This window comes from Pseudomonas sp. HD6515 (assembly GCF_024971855.1).
GTDB classification, from domain to species: Bacteria; Pseudomonadota; Gammaproteobacteria; order Pseudomonadales; family Pseudomonadaceae; genus Aquipseudomonas; species Aquipseudomonas alloputida.
This window is the reverse complement of record NZ_CP079827.1, coordinates 4,004,293-4,023,292: the sequence shown is the minus strand read 5'-3', so window position 1 is coordinate 4,023,292 and position 19,000 is coordinate 4,004,293. Positions and strand designations below refer to the sequence as shown.

Annotated in this window: 16 protein-coding genes; 10 read left to right on the top strand and 6 right to left on the bottom strand. The window is 60.2% G+C overall.

Annotated elements, in window-relative coordinates; genetic code table 11:
- Window positions 1-20 precede the first annotated feature (20 nt).
- The gene (gene metH / locus KW568_RS18695; RefSeq protein WP_004573789.1) at window positions 21-3,728 is read right to left on the bottom strand and encodes a methionine synthase; all 3,708 of its coding nucleotides are present in this window, start codon (window positions 3,726-3,728) and stop codon (window positions 21-23) included.
- A 182-nt stretch (window positions 3,729-3,910) separates the two neighbouring features.
- Between metH and KW568_RS18690 the strand changes: the two genes are divergently transcribed.
- From KW568_RS18690 to KW568_RS18670, 5 genes are all read left to right on the top strand, one after another.
- Window positions 3,911-6,211, top strand: coding sequence for a fatty acid cis/trans isomerase (locus KW568_RS18690; RefSeq protein ID WP_004573786.1), 2,301 nt, complete (start codon window positions 3,911-3,913; stop codon window positions 6,209-6,211).
- A gap of 194 nt (window positions 6,212-6,405) precedes the next feature.
- Window positions 6,406-7,440 (top strand): acyltransferase, encoded by a 1,035-nt coding sequence (locus KW568_RS18685; protein WP_004573784.1) that lies wholly within the window; start codon window positions 6,406-6,408, stop codon window positions 7,438-7,440.
- Window positions 7,441-7,498: 58 nt separating this feature from the next.
- Complete coding sequence (nfuA, locus tag KW568_RS18680) at window positions 7,499-8,083, top strand: Fe-S biogenesis protein NfuA (protein ID WP_003250416.1); 585 nt, start codon at window positions 7,499-7,501, stop codon at window positions 8,081-8,083.
- A gap of 196 nt (window positions 8,084-8,279) precedes the next feature.
- Window positions 8,280-8,888: an SCO family protein gene (locus tag KW568_RS18675; RefSeq protein WP_003250418.1), complete on the top strand. Its 609-nt coding sequence runs from the start codon at window positions 8,280-8,282 to the stop codon at window positions 8,886-8,888.
- Complete coding sequence (locus KW568_RS18670) at window positions 8,889-9,371, top strand: copper chaperone PCu(A)C (protein ID WP_004573777.1); 483 nt, start codon at window positions 8,889-8,891, stop codon at window positions 9,369-9,371. It begins immediately after the preceding gene.
- A 47-nt stretch (window positions 9,372-9,418) separates the two neighbouring features.
- Here the strand turns inward: KW568_RS18670 and KW568_RS18665 are convergent, their stop codons facing one another.
- Window positions 9,419-9,646, bottom strand: coding sequence for a hypothetical protein (locus KW568_RS18665; protein WP_003250422.1), 228 nt, complete (start codon window positions 9,644-9,646; stop codon window positions 9,419-9,421).
- Between the two features lie 516 nt (window positions 9,647-10,162).
- Here KW568_RS18665 and speD point away from each other — a divergent pair.
- Genes speD through dinB form a run of 5 tightly spaced genes read left to right on the top strand, consistent with a single transcriptional unit; the run spans window position 10,163 to window position 16,305 of the window.
- Window positions 10,163-10,552: an adenosylmethionine decarboxylase gene (speD, locus tag KW568_RS18660; RefSeq protein WP_004573774.1), complete on the top strand. Its 390-nt coding sequence runs from the start codon at window positions 10,163-10,165 to the stop codon at window positions 10,550-10,552.
- Window positions 10,536-11,942, top strand: coding sequence for a coproporphyrinogen-III oxidase family protein (locus KW568_RS18655; protein WP_004573772.1), 1,407 nt, complete (start codon window positions 10,536-10,538; stop codon window positions 11,940-11,942). The genes speD and KW568_RS18655 overlap by 17 nt, the downstream gene beginning before the upstream one ends.
- A gap of 14 nt (window positions 11,943-11,956) precedes the next feature.
- A complete protein-coding gene (locus KW568_RS18650; protein ID WP_004573770.1) occupies window positions 11,957-13,174 on the top strand; it encodes an MFS transporter in 1,218 nt (405 codons plus the stop codon).
- Window positions 13,152-15,203: an ornithine decarboxylase gene (locus tag KW568_RS18645; protein ID WP_004573768.1), complete on the top strand. Its 2,052-nt coding sequence runs from the start codon at window positions 13,152-13,154 to the stop codon at window positions 15,201-15,203. Before KW568_RS18650 ends, KW568_RS18645 begins: the two co-directional genes overlap by 23 nt.
- Complete coding sequence (dinB, locus tag KW568_RS18640) at window positions 15,196-16,305, top strand: DNA polymerase IV (protein ID WP_020193368.1); 1,110 nt, start codon at window positions 15,196-15,198, stop codon at window positions 16,303-16,305. The genes KW568_RS18645 and dinB overlap by 8 nt, the downstream gene beginning before the upstream one ends.
- Here the strand turns inward: dinB and KW568_RS18635 are convergent.
- The 4 genes from KW568_RS18635 to KW568_RS18620 form a co-directional block, all read right to left on the bottom strand.
- On the bottom strand, window positions 16,253-17,155 hold the full coding sequence (locus KW568_RS18635) for an AraC family transcriptional regulator (RefSeq protein ID WP_004573764.1): 903 nt from the start codon (window positions 17,153-17,155) through the stop codon (window positions 16,253-16,255). The genes dinB and KW568_RS18635 overlap by 53 nt on opposite strands.
- Window positions 17,152-17,466: an AzlD domain-containing protein gene (locus tag KW568_RS18630; RefSeq protein ID WP_004573763.1), complete on the bottom strand. Its 315-nt coding sequence runs from the start codon at window positions 17,464-17,466 to the stop codon at window positions 17,152-17,154. The genes KW568_RS18635 and KW568_RS18630 overlap by 4 nt, the downstream gene beginning before the upstream one ends.
- Window positions 17,463-18,155 carry an AzlC family ABC transporter permease gene (locus tag KW568_RS18625; protein ID WP_004573762.1) on the bottom strand — a complete coding sequence of 231 codons (693 nt, stop codon included), beginning with the start codon at window positions 18,153-18,155 and terminating at the stop codon, window positions 17,463-17,465. Before KW568_RS18625 ends, KW568_RS18630 begins: the two co-directional genes overlap by 4 nt.
- A 147-nt stretch (window positions 18,156-18,302) precedes the next feature.
- On the bottom strand, window positions 18,303-18,998 hold the full coding sequence (locus KW568_RS18620; RefSeq protein ID WP_004573761.1) for a hypothetical protein: 696 nt from the start codon (window positions 18,996-18,998) through the stop codon (window positions 18,303-18,305).
- Window positions 18,999-19,000: the final 2 nt, after the last annotated feature.

Sequence of the window (19,000 nt, the reverse complement as noted above, 5' to 3'; positions counted from 1 at the left end):
GAAGAAGCCAGCGCAGTCGTTTAGCTGTCATACCCCAGGTTAGGCGCCAGCCAGCGCTCGCTTACGCTGATATCCTGGCCTTTGCGTGCGCTGTAACGTTCGATCTGGTCCTTGTCGACCTTGCCTACGGCGAAATACTTCGCCTGCGGGTGGGCGAAGTACCAGCCGCTGACCGCCGCAGCCGGGAACATCGCGAAGTGTTCGGTGAGGTACACCCCGCTTGGCCCGGTCTCACCGATGGCGGTGCCATCGAGCAGGCGGAACAGGGTTTCCTTTTCGGTGTGGTCGGGGCAGGCCGGGTAGCCCGGCGCAGGGCGGATGCCGCTGTACTGCTCCTTGATCAGCGCCTCGTTGTCCAGGTGTTCGTCGCGGGCATAGCCCCAGTGCTCTTTACGCACCTGCTCGTGCAGCCATTCGGCACAGGCTTCGGCCAGGCGGTCGGCCAGGGCCTTGACCATGATCGAGCTGTAGTCGTCGCCCTTGTCCTGGTAAGCCTTGGCCACTTCCTCGGCACCGATGCCGGCGGTGGTGATAAAACCACCTACGTAGTCGGTCACGCCGCTGTCTTTCGGTGCGACGAAGTCGGCCAGCGACCAGTTGGGCTTGCCGTCCGGCTTGATGGTCTGCTGGCGCAGATGGTGCAGGGTGGCCAGTGCCTGGCCATCTTCGCCGTAGACTTCGATGTCGTCATCGGCCACCTGGTTGGCCGGCCAGAAACCGAATACCGCGCGGGCGCTGATCAGCTTCTCGTCGATCAGCTTGTCGAGCATCTCGCGGGCATCCTTGTACAGCGCCGTAGCAGCCTCGCCAACCACCTCGTCGGTGAGGATGCGCGGGAACTTGCCGGCCAAGTCCCAGGAGATGAAGAACGGGGTCCAGTCGATGTACTCGGCCAGGGTGCGCAAATCGATGTCTTCCAGCACCTTGACGCCGGTGAAGGAGGGCACCGCTGGCTGGTAGCTGGCCCAGTCGTACTGCGGCTTGGCAGCGATCGCCTGGGCGTAGCTGAGGCGCTCGGTGCGGGCGCTGCGGTTGGCGGTGCGCTCGCGCACGTCCACGTATTCCAGGCGGGTCTTCTCGACGAAGCCCGGCTTGAGTTCTTTGGACAGCAACTGGGTGGCCACGCCGACCGCGCGCGAAGCGTCGGTGACGTAGATGACTGCGTCGTTGCTGTACTTGGGCTCGATCTTGACCGCCGTGTGCGCCTTGGAGGTGGTGGCGCCACCGATCATCAGCGGCAGTTCGAAGCCCTGGCGCTGCATTTCGCGGGCAACGTGGACCATTTCGTCCAGCGACGGGGTAATCAGGCCGGACAGGCCGATGATGTCGCACTTCTGCTCGCGGGCTGTCTGCAGGATCTTCTCCGCCGGCACCATCACGCCAAGGTCGACGATGTCGTATCCGTTACAGCCCAGCACCACGCCGACAATGTTCTTCCCGATGTCGTGCACGTCGCCTTTCACCGTGGCCATCAGGATCTTGCCCTTGGCTTCCGGCTTGTCGCCTTTTTCGGCTTCGATGAAGGGGATCAGGTGAGCAACGGCCTGTTTCATGACGCGGGCCGACTTGACCACCTGCGGCAGGAACATCTTGCCCGCGCCGAACAGGTCGCCGACCACGTTCATGCCGTTCATCAGCGGGCCTTCGATCACTTCGATAGGGCGCGCGCACTGCTGGCGGCATTCTTCGGTGTCTTCGACGATGAACGCGGTGATGCCCTTGACCAGCGCATGCTCCAGGCGTTTTTCCACCGGCAGCGAGCGCCACTCTTCGTTTTCCACTTCCTTGGTTGCGCCGCCACCCTTGTAGTCGTCGGCGATGGCCAGCAGTGCATCGGTGCCATGCGGGGTGCGGTTGAGCACCACGTCCTCGACCTTTTCACGCAGCTGGGCCGGGATCTCGTCGTAGATCTCCAGCTGGCCGGCGTTGACGATACCCATGGTCAGGCCGTTCTGGATCGCGTGGTACAGGAACACCGAGTGGATCGCCTCACGCACCGGGTTGTTGCCACGGAACGAGAACGACACGTTGGACACGCCACCCGAGCTCAGGGCGTGGGGCAGGTGGTCGCGGATATAGGCACAGGCCTCGATGAAGTCGACGGCGTAGTTGTTGTGCTCTTCGATACCGGTGGCGACGGCGAAGATGTTCGGGTCGAAGATGATGTCTTCTGGCGGGAAGCCCACTTCGTTGACCAGGATGTCATAGCTGCGCTGGCAGATTTCCTTCTTGCGCGCGGCAGTGTCGGCCTGGCCGACTTCGTCGAAAGCCATGACCACCACGGCAGCGCCATAGCGCTTGCACAGGCGGGCGTGGTGCTTGAACTGCTCGACGCCTTCCTTCATGGAAATGGAGTTGACGATGCCCTTGCCCTGGATGCACTTGAGGCCGGCTTCGATCACTTCCCACTTGGACGAGTCGATCATGATCGGTACACGCGAGATGTCCGGCTCACCCGCGATCAGGTTGAGGAACCGGACCATGGCCGCCTGGGAGTCGAGCATCCCTTCGTCCATGTTGATGTCGATTACCTGAGCGCCGGCCTCGACCTGCTGCAGGGCGACTTCCAGGGCTTCGGTATAGTTCTCTTCACGGATCAGCCGGGCGAATTTGGCGGAACCGGTGATGTTGGTGCGCTCACCGACGTTGACGAACAGCGACTGGCGGTCGATGGTGAACGGTTCCAGGCCCGACAGGCGGCAGGCCTTGGCGATTTCCGGGATCTCGCGCGGCTTGTACTTGGCCACGGCTTCGGCAATGGCCTGGATATGGCCTGGGGTGGTGCCGCAGCAACCGCCGATGATGTTGAGGAAACCGCTGGCGGCGAATTCTTCGACCACCGCGGCCATCTCGGCCGGGGTTTCGTCGTACTCACCGAAGGCGTTCGGCAGGCCTGCGTTGGGGTGGGCGGACACGTGGGTGTCGGCCTTGGTGGCCAGCTCTTCCAGATACGGGCGCAGGTCCTTGGCGCCGAGGGCGCAGTTCAGGCCCACGGAAATCGGCTTGGCGTGGCGCACCGAGTTCCAGAACGCTTCGGTGGTCTGACCCGACAGGGTACGGCCGGAGGCGTCGGTGATGGTGCCGGAGATCATGATCGGCAGTTCGACGTTGTCGTCCTCGAACACTTGCTGCACGGCGAAGATCGCCGCCTTGGCGTTGAGGGTGTCGAAGATGGTTTCGATCAGGATCAGGTCGGCGCCGCCTTCGATCAAGCCGCGGGTGGCCTCGATGTAGTTTTCTACCAACTCGTCGAAGGTGACGTTGCGGAACCCAGGGTCGTTGACGTCCGGGGAAATCGAACAGGTTCGGCTGGTAGGGCCGAGCACGCCGGCAACGAAGCGCGGCTTGTCGGGCGTTTCCAGGGTCTTGGCATCGGCAACCTGGCGAGCGATGCGCGCGCCTTCGACGTTCAGCTCGTAAACCAGCGACTCCATGCCGTAGTCGGCCTGGGAAATCTGCGTGGCGTTGAAGGTGTTGGTTTCGAGAATATCGGCACCGGCATCCAGATAGGCCTTCTCGATGGCGGCGATCACGTCCGGGCGGCTGAGCAGCAACAAGTCGTTGTTACCCTTCACATCGCTTGGCCAATCGGCAAAACGCGTGCCACGATAGTCGTGTTCCTCCAGACGGTAGCTTTGGATCATAGTACCCATGCCGCCGTCGAGGATCAGGATGCGCTCTTTGAGTGCGTTCTGGAGTGCTTGGAGACGAGCGCTGCGGTCGGACATAGGAACTACCTGGTCGGGCGAATATCAGAAGGTGCCGAATCATAACAAAGCTGCGCGGTTTTTAGGCATGTCGCCCATTTGCATGAAAACTGCTCATGTTGGGCGGGTGGAGGCAGCGCAAGGCACCCAGGACGACCAGGCAACAAATCGTGATGGCTTTCAAGAACCAGGACTTTCCGCACATGGTGCATCGTATCCTTGCCGGCGCCTTCGCCTTGCTCATCAGCGGCGCGGTATTCGGGCAGGCCCCCCAGTCGAGCCCGGCTATTTCCTACACCCGGGATATTCAACCGATCTTCACCGAGAAGTGCGTGGCCTGCCACGCCTGCAACGACGCCGCCTGCCAGCTCAAGCTGGAAAGCCCTGAAGGCGCGGTACGCGGGGCCAGCAAGGTCCCGGTGTACCAGGGCGAGCGGAGCAAGGCGGTGCCCACCACGCGGCTGTTCTACGACGCACACAGCGAAGAGCAGTGGCGCAAGAAGGGCTTCTACTCGGTGCTCGACAACCAGGGTGGTCAGGCCGCGTTGATGGCGCGCATGCTGGAATTGGGCCACAAGACCCCGCTTACGCCCAACGCCAAGCTGCCCGAAGAGATCGTCCTGGGCCTGAGCCGCAACAACATGTGCCCGTTGCCCCATGAATTCGACGCCTATGCCGGCGCACACCCCAAGGAGGGCATGCCGCTGGCGGTGACCGGGCTGACCGACGACGAATACGCCACCCTGCGCCGCTGGCTGGCGGCCGGTGCGCCGGTGGAGTACCAGCCGATCCAGCCTAGCGCGGCCGAAGCCAGGCAGATCGCAGAGTGGGAAGAACTGCTCAACCGCCCGGGTTCCACCGAGGCGCTGGTGGGCCGCTGGCTGTACGAGCACCTGTTTTTGGCGCACATCTATTTCGCTGGCGGCGAGCAGGGCCACTTCTTCCAGTGGGTGCGCTCGCGCACGCCAAGTGGCAAGCCGGTCGATATCATTGCCACCCGCCGCCCCAACGACCCACCGGGCACGGACTTCTACTACCGGTTGATCCCGGTGCAGGGCGTGATCGTGCACAAGACGCACATCACCTACCCGATGGGGCCGCAGAAGCTCAAGCGCGTGAAGCAGCTGTTCTATGCCGGTGACTGGCATGCTGCCGCGCTTCCGGGCTACGGCCCGCGCCACCGGGCCAATCCGTTTGAAACCTTCGAGGCGATCCCGGCGGTGGCGCGCTACCAGTTCATGCTGGATAACGCCGAGTACTTCGTGCGCACCTTCATCCGTGGCCCGGTGTGCCGCGGGCAGATTGCCACTGACGTGATCCGCGACAACTTCTGGGCGCTGTTCCAGGAGCCGGCCTTCGATCGCTACATCACCGATGCCAAGTACCGCGGCGAGGCTACCCCGCTGCTGGCCATGCCTGGTCAGATCGATGACGTGGGCAGTGTGCTGAGCCTGTGGCACGCCTATCGTGACAAGCGCAACGACTACGAGAAACTGCGCCGTGAAGCCTATGCCGAAATGCCGGCACCGAGATGGTCGACGCTGTGGGCCGGTAACGACAATGCGCTGCTGAGCATCTTCCGCCACTTCGACAGCGCATCGGTGACCAAGGGCTTGGTGGGGGATGTGCCGCTGACCGTGTGGCTGTTCGACTACCCGTTGTTCGAGCGCACGTATTACCAGCTGGCGGTCAACTTCGACGTGTATGGCAACGTTTCGCACCAGTTGCAGACGCGCCTGTACTTCGACCTGATCCGCAACGGCGCCGAGGTCAACTTCCTGCGCCTGATGCCGGCCGACCAGCGCAAGGCGATCCTTGGCGACTGGTACCAGAACAGTGGCAAGGTGAAGATGTGGATGGATTATGAAGACATCGACACCGACACCCCGAGTGGCATCAAGCTCGACCCGCGCAACCCCAAACGCGACTTTGGCCTGAAGCTGCTGCAGCGCACCGGCAGCCTGAATGCCGCACCGGACCCGATCAACCGCTGCCAGGGCGCGTTCTGCTCACGGCCGCAGATGAGCGAAGAATTCCGCAATGCCGAGCAGTCGCTCAGCCGTCTGGTGTCGCGCCCGGCGGCCGGGCTGAAGGTGATCAACCAGTTGCCCGAGGCGACCATGCTGCGTATCGAAGGGCAGGACGGCCAACGTCAGGTGTACAGCCTGCTGCGCAACCGCGCGCACAGCAACGTGGCGTTCCTGCTGGGTGAGGCGTACCGCTACCAGCCGGGGCTGGATACCCTGACCCTGTATCCGGGGGTGCTCTCCAGCTACCCGAACTTCATCTTCAACATCCCGACCAAGGATGTGCCGGAGTTCGTCGAGGACATGGAGTATGCCAAAGATGACGCGGCGAAGTTCGAGCGCATTGTCATGCGCTGGGGTGTGCGCCGCAGTCACCCGGCGTTCTGGCGCTATTTCCATGACCTGAACAGCTATATCAAGGAAACCGAACCGGTCGAGGCGGGCGTGCTGGACATGAACCGGTACGAGAACCTCTGATCGGGTTGGCTGACCTTTCCGAGTACCTTGCGGTCGGAACGGGTGGGTGGTCTTGATCGATTGCAAAGGGGGCTGCTTTGCAGCCCTTCGCGGGTGAACCCGCTCCTACAACAGGTACGGCGCTGCTCTCAAGGCTGGCGCTGGCCTCTGCACTCGATACGGGCCTCAATGCACCGCCAAGCGCAGGGTATTCCATGCTGTATTCGCTTCAGGCACTGCGGGCGTTCGCCGCCTGGGTGGTGGTCTGCCACCATTTCATGCAGATCTTCTTCGACTTCCACGCCACCGGCCCCATCGGCCAACTGCTCACCGACCGTGGCGCCGTAGGCGTCGACATCTTCTTCGTCATCAGTGGGCTGGTCATCTACCTGTCGACCCGCGACAAAACCATCGAACCGCGCCAGTTCCTGCTCAATCGGGCGCTGCGCATCGTCCCTGCCTACTGGTTCTACACAGCCCTGATGGCCATGTTGCTGCTGGCATTCAGCCAATGGATGCCACATCAGGCGTTTGACTGGCGGCACCTGTTCCTGTCGCTGCTGTTCATCCCGGCGGAAAACCCAGGTGGCTATGGCCTGTACCCGACCCTGAACGTGGGCTGGACGCTGAACTTCGAGATGTTCTTCTACCTGCTGTTCGGCCTGGCCTTCCTGGTACGCCAACGGCATCACCTGCTGCTGGTGACTGCCGCTCTGTTGCTGGTCAGTGAGGTACTGGGGCGCATGGGCGTGGTCAGCCGCTTCTACAACAACGGCATCATCTACGAGTTTCTGCTGGGCATTGGTGTCGGCGTACTGTATCGCCGCGGGCTGATCCGCCAGGGCCGGTGGTTGCCGCTGGCGTTGCTGGGTGTGGCGGGCATGGCGATCTACTATCTGGACGCTTCCCAGCGCTTGCTGCACTGGGGGTTACCGAGTGCGATGGTCGTCCTGGCCTTCGTGGCCATGGAGCCGCTGTTCCAGGGCAATCGGCTGCTCAAGGCCCTTGGCGACTGTTCGTACTCGGTGTACCTGATACATGTGCTGGTGCTGTATGCCGGTTGGTTCGCCAGTGAGCGCCTGCATCTGAACCCGTTCCTGACATTTGCCCTGTGCGTGCCGTCCATTGGACTAATGTCGTGGTTCAGCTACCAGTGGCTGGAGCGCGGCCTGTACCGGCGAATGCAGGCCTGGCTGGCGGCGCAACGGGGGCCGGCCCCTGAATATGCGCTTTCCCGAGTCAATTGCTAGGACTTTGTTCGAAGGCTGGGTTGGCGTACACTTGGCCGCAAGTCTGTGAGGAACCTACATGAGCGCTATAACCATTACCGACGCCGCCCATGACTACCTGGCCGATCTGCTCTCCAAGCAGAATACGCCCGGCATCGGCATTCGCATTTTCATCACCCAGCCGGGCACCCAGTACGCCGAGACGTGCATCGCCTACTGCAAGCCGGGCGAAGAGAAGCCTGACGACACCGCCGTGGGTCTGAAAAGCTTCACTGCTTACCTGGACGCCGTCAGCGTACCGTTCCTGGAAGACGCACTGGTCGACTACGCCACCGACCGCATGGGCGGCCAGCTGACCATCAAGGCGCCAAACGCCAAGGTGCCGATGGTCAACGAAGACAGCCCGATCAACGAGCGTATCAACTACTACCTGCAGACCGAGATCAACCCCGGCCTGGCCAGCCATGGCGGCCAGGTGAGCCTGGTGGACGTGGTCGATGACGGCATTGCCGTGCTGCAGTTCGGTGGTGGCTGCCAGGGTTGCGGCCAGGCCGATGTCACCCTGAAGGAAGGCATCGAGCGCACCCTGCTCGAGCGTATTCCGGAGCTGAAGGGCGTGCGCGACGTGACTGACCACAGCCAGAAAGAAAACGCCTACTACTGAGTTGAAGGCGGCTCCCTTAGCAACAAAGTGTTACGGTTTCAACCCCTGCGACAACAGGCCGCAGCCCGTATTCAAAGGGCTGCAGGCCATACCCGCCATGGTCGGGTAGAACCCCTCTGGGTGTCATGCCAGAATGCCCCGGTTTTTCGACCGGCCCGTCCCGAGGGCCGGCACCTTCCCTGTAAAGGATGGTTTCATGAATGATCTTTTGACCCGGCGTGCGGTTGTCGCCGGCATGGGCGTTCTCGGGCTTGGCCTGCTGGCAGGCTGCAGCCCGGCCCGGGGGCTCGAGTTCAAGTACGGCAAGAACATGAGCAACGAAATCCTCGGGCGCAAGTTCAGCCTCAAAGACCCGCAAGGTAACGTGCGCACCCTGTCGAGCTTCTACGGCAGCATGCCGATGGTCTTCTTCGGCTTCACCCAGTGCCCGGCCGTCTGCCCGACCACGCTGGCGCGCGCGGCGCAGATTCGCAAGCTGCTGAGGGGCCGCGACCGCGACCTGTTCCAGGTGGTATTCATCACCCTGGACCCGGAGCGCGACACGCCCGAGGTGCTCGATGCCTACGTCAAGGCCTTCGACCCGACGTTCACCGCGCTGACCGGCACCCCCGAGGAAATTGCCGCGGTGGCCAAGGAATTCAAGGTGTTCTACGAGAAGGTTCCGGCCGGAGACACCTACACCATTTCTCATTCGTCCACCAGCTACGTCTACGATACACGTGGCACCCTGCGCCTGAGCCTGGGTCATTCCCTGAACGCCAAGGAATGCGCCGAAGATCTGGTCACCCTGATGGAGATCTGCTGAATGTCGATGCAACCGATCAAACGCGGTTTGGCTGCCCTGGTACTGATGGGGCTGGCCCTGCCGGCCCTGGCCCAGACCACCGTGAGTGATGCCTGGGTGCGTGCCAGCGTGCCGCATCAGCAGTCCACCGGTGCGTTCATGGTCCTGACTGCCAGCAGCGACAGCAAGCTGGTGGGTGTGGCTTCGCCCGTGGCCAAGACCGTGCAGGTGCACGAGATGACCATGAACGGTGACGTGATGGGCATGCGTGAGGTCAAGGCTGTCGAATTGCCAGCCGGCAAGGCAGTGACCCTGGACCCGAATGGCCTTCATGTCATGCTGATGGGCCTGAACAATCAGGTGAAGGAGGGTGACAAAGTGCCACTGACCCTGACCATCGAGGATGCCAAGGGCGCCAAGGAAACCCTGGACGTTCAGGCACAAGTGCGTGCACTCAACGCCGACGCGGGTGGTGGGCATGATCACATGCACATGAACCACTGACAGATCAAAGGGCCGCGTTCAGCGGCCCTTTTTTTCAACTGCGCCTTTCAGCTACGAAAGCGCGGCAGCGGTCTGTCGAGGGTCAGCGACGTCAGGGTCTTTCGAACCTGGGCCTCATCGGCCTCCAGTGCCTTCAGGCTAGCGCGGATCTTGCCGGCGGCGGGCACATCGCCCTGCCGGTCGATCCAGTCGGCAATCTCCTTGCAGGCACTGCTCAGACAGGCCTGGCGCTGGTTCATCAACGACAGAAGGGTGGTGAGCTCTCTTTCGGACATGGCAGGATCCTCCATTCAGCCTTGTCAGTGTAGCAGAAGGATGATGTAGCTCTGTTTGTCGCTGCAGCAGTCGCCGAGGCGGTACCGTAACAACGAGTTACGTTTAAACAGTATGTTTAAAGTCGAATGCGCGGTTCGGTGAGCCGGATAACAGCGCGAGCATTTCGTGTGCAGCAGTGAAATGCTCTAATCCGCCGTTTTGTAGCGCTCGAAGACGTCAGCTCTCAATGGTGTGGGCATGTAGGAATATTCTGCTTTCCCTGTTCGCGCTTGTTGCTGGTCTTGTCGTTGTTACAACTTGCTTGTTGAGTTTCTCCCTGCATTAGTCCTAAGTTGAACTCGCCCGAGAGATGCAAGGGCGATCTCAAAAATCTGAAAGGAGTTCACATATGAAATCTGCAATCGAGCTGTTCAAAACCGATGTGACCGGCGTTACCACGAAAGGCGTTTGCATGTGGTAAGCAAGGGGGCGGCTTTGTGCCGCCCCTTCATCTTCCTCGAGAAGGGGCATGAATTATGGACGATCGTGGCTACCACACTATCTGGGATATCACGGGTGCCTGCGCAACGTTGTTGCGCAGTGAGAAGACATTGCATCGCTTTTTCCTTTCGGCGTTAGAGGCATCCGGTTTCACTGTCATAAGCGACATGGTTCACAAGTTCACGTCTGGCGGAGAGGGTGTGACAGGTCTTTTTCTGTTGTCGGAGTCTCATCTTTCTTACCATACTTATCCCGAGCGCGGTTATATCAGTATTGACGTCTATACCTGCGGTAAAAGCAATCACTGCATTAATGACGGGATCACAGCGTTCTTTGGTGCCGACGTCCAAGTCAACAAGAGGACGCTATTGCGCGGGGCGGTGGTAACTGGCCTGCGAGGGAGGAAGCATGCAGTTGCTCAATAGGGGGATGTTGAAGTTTGACTATCAGTTCCCGCTGTATAATTTTTTCTTTCCAACGCAAGTACATAATCTTTTCACGCCGGACAAGCAGCAGTTTACGGAAATCATGGCAAGTGCCAATCAGGCGGCGTGTTCACGCGCACTTTACTTCCATGTGCCGTTCTGTGAAGCCATCTGTTCGTTCTGCCCGTTTACCCGGGGGTTGTACAAGAGTGCTGAAGACATCGATCGATATACGCAGGCGCTGATCCGCGAAATAGAGTACAAAGCGCAAGTGATGGATTTGAAGGCGGTCCCGGTCAGGGCCATCTTCTTTGGCGGGGGAACGCCCTCCTTATTGTCGCCGCGAAACATTCAAGAGATTGGCGAAGCTCTGCATCGTCATTTCGATATGTGCGATGTGCAGGAGTTCTCATTCGAGTTCAGTGTTACTAGTGTCACCGAGGAGCGCGCCCGCGCATTGGCTGCCATTGGTGTGACGCATGCGCGATTCGGTTTGCAAACGACCGATCGGCAATGGCGGCAGCTGTTCAACCTCGACCCGGACATCGGCAAGATCGAGCGTGCTACCGAACAGCTGCGTGGGCACTTCGCGCATGTTCTCTGCGACATCCTGTATGGCATGAATGGCAGCCATGAGCAGCAGACGCTCGCCGACATTGATAAAGCGGTTGCGATGGGGGTCAGCAATGTCGATATCTACCCCATCAACAACGCCGCGACTTCCGTTAAATTACACAAGCAGATCAAGGAGCGTTTCGCGGACGTGATGCCTGCCATGCGCAAGCTCAACATGAAATTTATGCTTGATGAGCACCTGCGCCAGTATGGCTATGTTCCCTACAACGGGCATGGCTATGTGCGTAGGCCGGGCGTCGATAACGCGCTGTTTGCCAGCGATTATTCGTTCATTTACCACGAGCATGTCTATGGCTATGCCGATCATGACCTGCTGGGTTTCGGCGTGGGTGCCATCTCATCGGTCGCGGGGCACGTTATCACGAACACTCCATTGCGTGACAAGTATACCCAACGCATGACGGAGGGTGAGTATCTCTGTCAAGTGAGCGGGCATGATTCCGTGCTGGATGTGGTCAAACCATTAGTGGTTCGTTTGGCGTATCACGGTTCAGTCGACAAGCGCATGGTAGAAATGAGCCGTGTACCGGAGCCTTTGATACTCCGGCTTGGTGCATTGATCCAGGCAGGCCTGGTTTTGGAGGAAGCAAACCATTACCGGCTGACGCGACTTGGCTGGCTTTGGTACAGCAATATCATGTTTTATCTGATGCCGGCGAGTGAGCAGGATATTCTCAGGAAGTTGGTTTTCGAGCGGCTCGATGTACCAGGACGCGACATCACCGAGGATGAGTTGATCTATACCGCTCGATAAGGAGCAAGCAGAACATGCAGGCGTTGACTGGCAATAACGGAACACGTTCATTGGCATCGGGCTATTGTTTTTCCAAATGCGGTGAGTTTGCCTTCGAAGCGGCATTTGCAGTCGCAATGGTGTCCATGACCGATGCCGACCTGCTACTGATTGGTGTCGCCTATTTTTTTCGTTACCTGCCGAGTATGGTGTTTTCGCCTTTGGGTGGCTGGCTGGCGGATAACGCCGACAAGAGACGTACACTGTTTGTAGTCGAGGCGGGTAAAGGCCTTTTGGCACTGGCCTTCTTTGCCTCATTCAGCGTTTACACGCCAATTTTGCCAGTGGTGGTAGGGCTGGCGATGGTCATGACGGCGCTTGAGTGCCTTTATGTGCCATCCTTTCGCGCGTACTTCCCGGAACTTGTCGAAAAGAATAAACTGGCCTCGGTCAATAGTGGTGTTCAAGTGATCGAAGATGCTGCCTCTATTATCGGTCCACTGGCGTTCTCTGCATGCGTAGTGCTGTTGTCGCGCGAAGCGACATTCCTGTTTTTTTCGCTGTGCCTGGTGTTATCGGCACTATCAATAGCCACACTGAAGCCGGTTAGGCAAGGCGAGCGTCAGGCATTCGATGGCGGGGCCATGGTTCGCGATGCTGCGCGCAGTGTGAGCCTGCTCAGAAATAGTAATGCTCCACTGTTTGCAGTTATTGGCTGTACCACGATCTGTGCGCTGTTCGCAACATCGATCATTCGCTTCATCCTTCCGGCGTCAGTATTGGAGCACTTCGCTTCCGAAGCAGCGGTGGGGTACGTATTTTCACTGCTTGCTGCTGGCACCGTGCTCGGCGGCGTGCTTTATACACGTTTCAATCCGCATACTACTGTACGGTTGGTAGTGCGTTATTGGTTGCTATACGGCGGGCTATTTTTTGCTGCAGCAATGGCGCTGCAGTTCAATAGCTGGTTGTTTCTGTTGGTGCTATTTGTTGTCGGCTTCATTGGTGCATTCGTTGATATCGCTATTGTCACCAACATCCAATACCTGTCGAGTGAACATGAAGTTGGAAGGAACTTCTCCCTCTACTTTTTCACCGCTGTCATGGGTGATGCCGTTTCAGGGCTGGTTGCCAGTTTGGTGTTTGTAGTCGCCGGGCCGGCAACCTTCATCTGGATGACGCTGATGTTATTCATAGCGCCAGTGCGCTGGAACCTGAAAGGAAATACCGATGACACCGACGATCGTATATAGCGTGGTACTCGCTGTGGACGCGTGGCAGGGCGTGGAGACCGTACCTTTGCATGCGTCGACAAATCTCGCACTCGCTTCGGCATTGTTGCTGACACCCGATGACGCGCTGCACGTGACTGTGCGTGAAGCAGTAGAGCATTGGCGGATACCGTTTTTCATTGCCTCGGTCGGCGTGGGCGTCTCGACAGGTGGCGTGGAAGACCCGCAGATGAAGTTGCCGCTGTCGGAGCATGACAAGGCCAGGCTAACTGCTGCCGCGCTTGCCTTTGAGCGGCAGGTGTTGCCGCCTTTCACCCGCGCGGTTGCGTCGTTTGTCGACAGACGCCGGCCAACCTTTGCCTGCCCAGGGCACCAAGGGGGAGCCTTTCTGCAGCAGCACCCGGCTGGAGCCCGTTTCAGGCGGTTGGTGGGGCCTGAAGTCTTCCATGTAGATGTGCCCCATGCAGCCCCGGAGCTGGGGGATGTGCTGGGTCATGAAGGCCCGATACGAGAGGCCGAGCAACTGGCGGCAAGGGTTTTTGGGGCTGACGACACCTGGTTCGTGCTCAATGGTACGTCCACTGCCAACAAGGTGGTAACCAGTGCGTTGCTGGCGGCCGGCGACCTGGTGTTGATGGATCGCAATAATCACAAGTCTGTATTCCTCGGTGCCTTGATCCAGTGCGGTGCTTTGCCAGTGTACCTGGACAATGTTCGGGATGAACGCGGGGTGCTGGGCGGCTATCGGGCTGGAGCCCTGGATGAAGCACACTTACGCCGCCGGGTGGGCCTGGTCTGCGAGCGTCGCGCCCAGCAACCCAGGCCGTTTCGCCTGGCAGTTATCCAGCAGGCGACCTGCGATGGAGTAGTGGTTGACGCGGCGGCACTGTTGGCGCGCATCGGCCATCTTTGTGAGTATGTCCTTTTCGACGGCGCATGGGCGGGATATGAGCCTTTCGTTCCTGCATTGGCCAGGCTGTCACCACTGAGTGTGCCGTTGACCCAGACTTCCCCTGGTATTGTTGTGACCCAGTCGGTGCACAAGCAGATGGCCGGGCTGTCCCAAGCGTCGCAGATTCATAGGAAGGACCGGCATATCAGTCATTTGCCTGGTTACTGCCCGCGGCCAGTCTTTAACGCGGCTTTCATGCAGCACGCTTCGACCAGTCCCTCTTACCCCTTGTTTATGTCACTGGAAGTGAATGCAGCCATGCTTGCCGAAGGCGAAGGCGAGCGTCACTGGCGTCAGGCATTGGCTGCTGCGCAGCTACTGCGCGATCAAGTGATACGCCGCTGCCGGTTTGTCCAACCAGTGATGCCTGCTGTTGCACAGGCTCCGCTTGAATATCAGGTACAGGGCGCTTTGCCTATTGAGCCTGGCTTGCACTACATCGATCCATGCAAGGCTATTTTTACCACCCGAGGGCAGTTCGATATCCCGGCATGCCTAGTCACCCAGTACCTACGAGATTGCGACTTCACCCCGGAAAAAGCGGATTTCTACACCTTCACCTTGCTGATGACGCCATCCAGCGACATTGTTGCCTTGAACAGGCTGGTCGATGCGTTGGAAGCTTTCGAAGCGCACTGGCTCAAGGGCACTTCGGTGCTGCAAGTACTGCCGTCGCTGCGCGCCGCTGCTAAGCCCTATTTGGGGCTATCCCTTGCCATGCTTGGTGAGCGTATCAATACCCTCTATTGCGTCCATCAGGTTGAGCAGCGGCAAAATGAGATTTTCAGCGCAATTGACGCGGCACAGTGGCACTGCTCTCCGTATCAGGCAAACCAACAGTTTGTGCGTGGTGAAGCCAGCCTGCAACGCATTGGGGAGGTTGCAGGCAAGGTAGCGGCCGAGGGGGCAATTCCATATCCGCCAGGGATCATGTGCATCGCTCCCGGCGAGCGTTGGACTACGGCTTTGGTTGGTTATTTGCAAGCAGTCGAGGCGCTGTCCGTGGAATATCCCGAGTTTGCCCCGCACATTCAGGGTGTGCATGAACTTCGTAATATCGATGGATCTACATCGCTGGGGGTATTCGTGCTTGGCTGAAAACCGTCAACCGCCTGATGGAGTGGCGCGGCAACTGCTAGGCCAAGGCCACAAGTTCATTCATGTCGACATGGATTCCTACTTTGTTGCTGTTGAGTTGCTGGATGCCCCATGGCTGCGTGAGCGGCCGGTCGCTGTCGGCGGCAAGGCGACAGATCGGGGCGTAATCAGTACGTCCAACTACATCGCCAGGCGATATGGTGTTAGAAGCGGCATGGCAACCGCCACGGCTGAGCGCTTGTGCCCAGGGTTGGTGCTGCTGCCCGTGCGTTTCGAGCGTTACGAGGCAGTGACTCGCAGGCTAGACGTCATTTTTCGGCGCTATACCTCAAACGTCGAGTTCCTTTCGCTAGATGAAGCCACCTTGGACGTGACAGGGCAGGTGTACTGCAACGGTTCGGCGACATACATGGCAAACAGGATCCGGGCGAGTATTGAGCAAGAACTGCATCTGACGGCATCGGCGGGTGTCGCACCTCTGAAGTACCTGGCGAAAATGGCCTCGGAAGTTAACAAACCCAATGGCCAGTTTGTTATTGCGCCGCATCAGGTGCAAGCGTTTCTGAAGAACCTGGATATTCGCAAGATTCCCGGTGTGGGGCCAAAGACTTGGGCCGTGCTACAAGCCTTGGGGTGCACCAAGTGTGCGGATGTCACTGACGAGATGATACCGGCTTTGCTGCGTCACCTTGGGGCTCATGGTTTTTATGTGTGGGAACGCTGTCGGGGCCAAGAAAGCTACGAAGGGAAGCCTGGTGCTGTGCAATCGTTGGGGGTTGAACATACTTTGCCCAGCGACTGTAATGACTTTGCCTGCTGTCTCAGGGAGCTGGATGAACTGCTGGGCACCTTGGCGAAGCGCCTGGAAGTTTTGGGGAGCGCGCCACCAATTGTTAGGAACCAGGTCAAGCTCAAGTTTTCCGATTTTTCCATAGCTACTGCCGAAGCGCCCGCTCTTGCACTACAGCCGCAGGTCGTCCGGGGGTTGTGCCGTATGCTTTGGGACAATAAACGGCAAGGGCGAGCCGTGCGCTTGGTTGGTGTCGCCGTCAGGATTCGCCGGCACATGCTGGATCCGCTGCAACTGGAGTTAGGTTTGTGAATAGCCGAGTTGCCGCGCTTGGGCTGACGCATGCTTGCCGATATGCTCCCGGAGAAACCCCGTAAGCCTGCTTGAACTGCCGGCTCAAATGGCTCTGGTCGGCAAAGCCGAGGTCGAACGCCACTTGCGAAGCGGCCAGGCCGTGCTTCAGCATTTCGCGGGCGCGGGCCAGGCGGCGTTGCTTCAGCCAGGCATGGGGTGGCAGTCCGGTGGCCTGGCGGAACACCCGGGCGAAGTGGAACGGCGACAGGTTGACTGCTGCCGCCAGCGCTTCCAGTGAGGGCGGGTCGGCCAGTTGGCTTTCCAGCAGTTCGCGGGCGCGGGCTACGGCCAGGGGTTCGTGGCCAGGGGCCGAAGGCTCGGCGCACTGCCCGTGCCGTTGCACCAGGGCCAGCACCGCCTGGCGCCAGGCCGTCTGCTGCTGCAAGGCGCTGGCGCTGGCTTCGGACAACTGATGCAGCTGGCTGAACGCGAGGGCCAGGGCCGGGTCATGGATCACGCTGTCCTTGAAGCTGGGCATGCCGTGGCGGCCCAGTTCCAGTTCGTCGAGCACACCGGTGACCCGCTCGTGCTCGGGATAGAAGCCGCGATAACGCCAGCCGGCTTCATGGGCCGTAGCGCCGGTATGCAGTTCGTCGGGGTTGATCAGCACCATGCTGCCGACCGGTGCCAGGTGCTCGCTGCCGCGGTGCCAGAAGCGCTGGGCGCCCGACTCGATCACGGTGAATACATAGCCCTCGTGCACATGCGGGGCGAAGCGCTGCTGGTAGTAGCGAGCGTGCAGCATCTCGACGTCGCCAAGGGCTGGCGCCTGCCAGAGGTGTGTCTGCTCGCGCAAGGGCGGGCTCATGCCAGCCAGCTGCGCAGAAGGAAGAAGATCAACATGCTCACCAGCATGCTCAGCAATACGCTGCGGGTCAACAGCACCAGGGCGATGGCCACAAGGGAGCCCAGTAGGTAGGGGTTGAGCACGCTCAGGTTGAGCTGGTGGTCAGCCATGAAGATGATCGGGCCGCAGATGGCAGTGAGCATGCCCGGCACGGCAAAGCCGAGAAACTGCCGGGCATTCGAGCTCAGGCGCAGGGGCAGGCGCGGCTCCAGGAATGCGTAGCGGTTGAGAAATACGATGGCGCCCATGGCGAAAATCAGGATCCAGGTCATGCGCGGGCTCCGGCGAATTTCTGGCAGATGAACCCGGCGCTCATGCCCAGCAGGCCTGCGACCACCAGGGCGGTTTCCCAGTGCCAGTAGCTGAACAGCACCGAACAGAACAGCGACACGGCTACGCACACCACGGTGGCCAGGTTGCGCACCAGCGGCGCGATCAGGGCGACAAAAGTGGCGACAATGGAGAAATCCAGGCCGAACTGGTCCAGGTGTGGAATGTTCTGGCCCAGCAGTATGCCGGCCAGGGTGAACAGGTTCCAGGCGATGTAAAAGGTCAGGCCCACCCCCAAGGCATACCAGCGGTTGAATTGCTGCTGGTCGTACTGGCTGGTCAGGGCGAAGAATTCGTCGGTCAGCAGAAAGCCCAGGCCGAGCCGCCAGCGCAGCGGCTGGCTGGACAGTACCGGGCGCATCGACAGGCCATACAGCAGGTGCTGCGAGGTCAGCAGCAGGGTGGTGAGCAGGATCGATGCCAGGTTGGCACCCCCCTTGAGCATGCCAATGGCCACCAGCTGCGCGGCGCCGGCGAAGACGATGGCCGACAGCCCCTGCCCCTGCCAGGCGCTGAGGTTGGCCTCGATGGCCATGGAACCGGCCAGCAGGCCCCAAGGGGCAACGGCCAGGGACAACGGGAGAATGGCAATGGCGCCGTGAAGAAAGGCTTGGCGGGCGATGTGGGGCATGATGGCTGCATGACGGCTACGAGGCAGGCCAGCATGACAGACGGGGCAGGGGATGGCTTGAACGATCTTGCTGGTCGAGGCGTGTTCGTCTCAACCTCAGTGGCCAACTGACAACAGGGCCGCAAGGCGGCCCCGAATGACCCTGGGTTATGGGCGGCTGGTCAGCAGCTGTTGCGCCGTTGCGCAGCCATTGATGTCTACGGCTTTCTGCAGCAGGCTCGTGCGCTGCTGTGGGTCGAGGTCGCCAAGCAGGCGGTACACCTCGGCCTGGTAGTCGCGCTGACGCCCCCACAGCATTTCCAGGCCTTGTGGCCGGCTGCGGTTGCAGGCCAGGCGCGTGGCCGGTTGCGGGTAGTAGGGGGCGTACACGGTGGCCATGCTGGGGATGGCCTCCAGCGCTGTACGGTACTCGCTGCTGACGTTGTAGGGCCGGCACCAGGTGGCGATGGCGGGCGCCGGTGCGGCAAACCCCTGCTGGAGGCTGGCTTCGAGCAACGGGCAGGCGGCCTCCGGGATTTGCGCGGCGGGCAGGTACGTCATGTAATACAGCGCCAGACGGTACTGTGCGACCGGGTGGCCAAGCGCTACCGATTTTTTCAGCAGGGCTACCGCCGTTGGCAATGTGTGGGCCATGGCCTGGCCCTGGCGGCTAAGCTCTGGGTCGCCGCCCGCTGCTGTGCGCAGCGTGCTGGCAGCGTCGTCCTGGTTATCGGCCTGCTCCAGTAGTGGCAAGGCCTGACGGTAGAGCAAGTCGGCATGAGGGTCGATGCGTACCTCCAGCGCTTGCGCGGCCAGTGGCAGCAGCGCAGCCAACAGCGGGGGCAAGCGTCGCACAAGGCTCACAG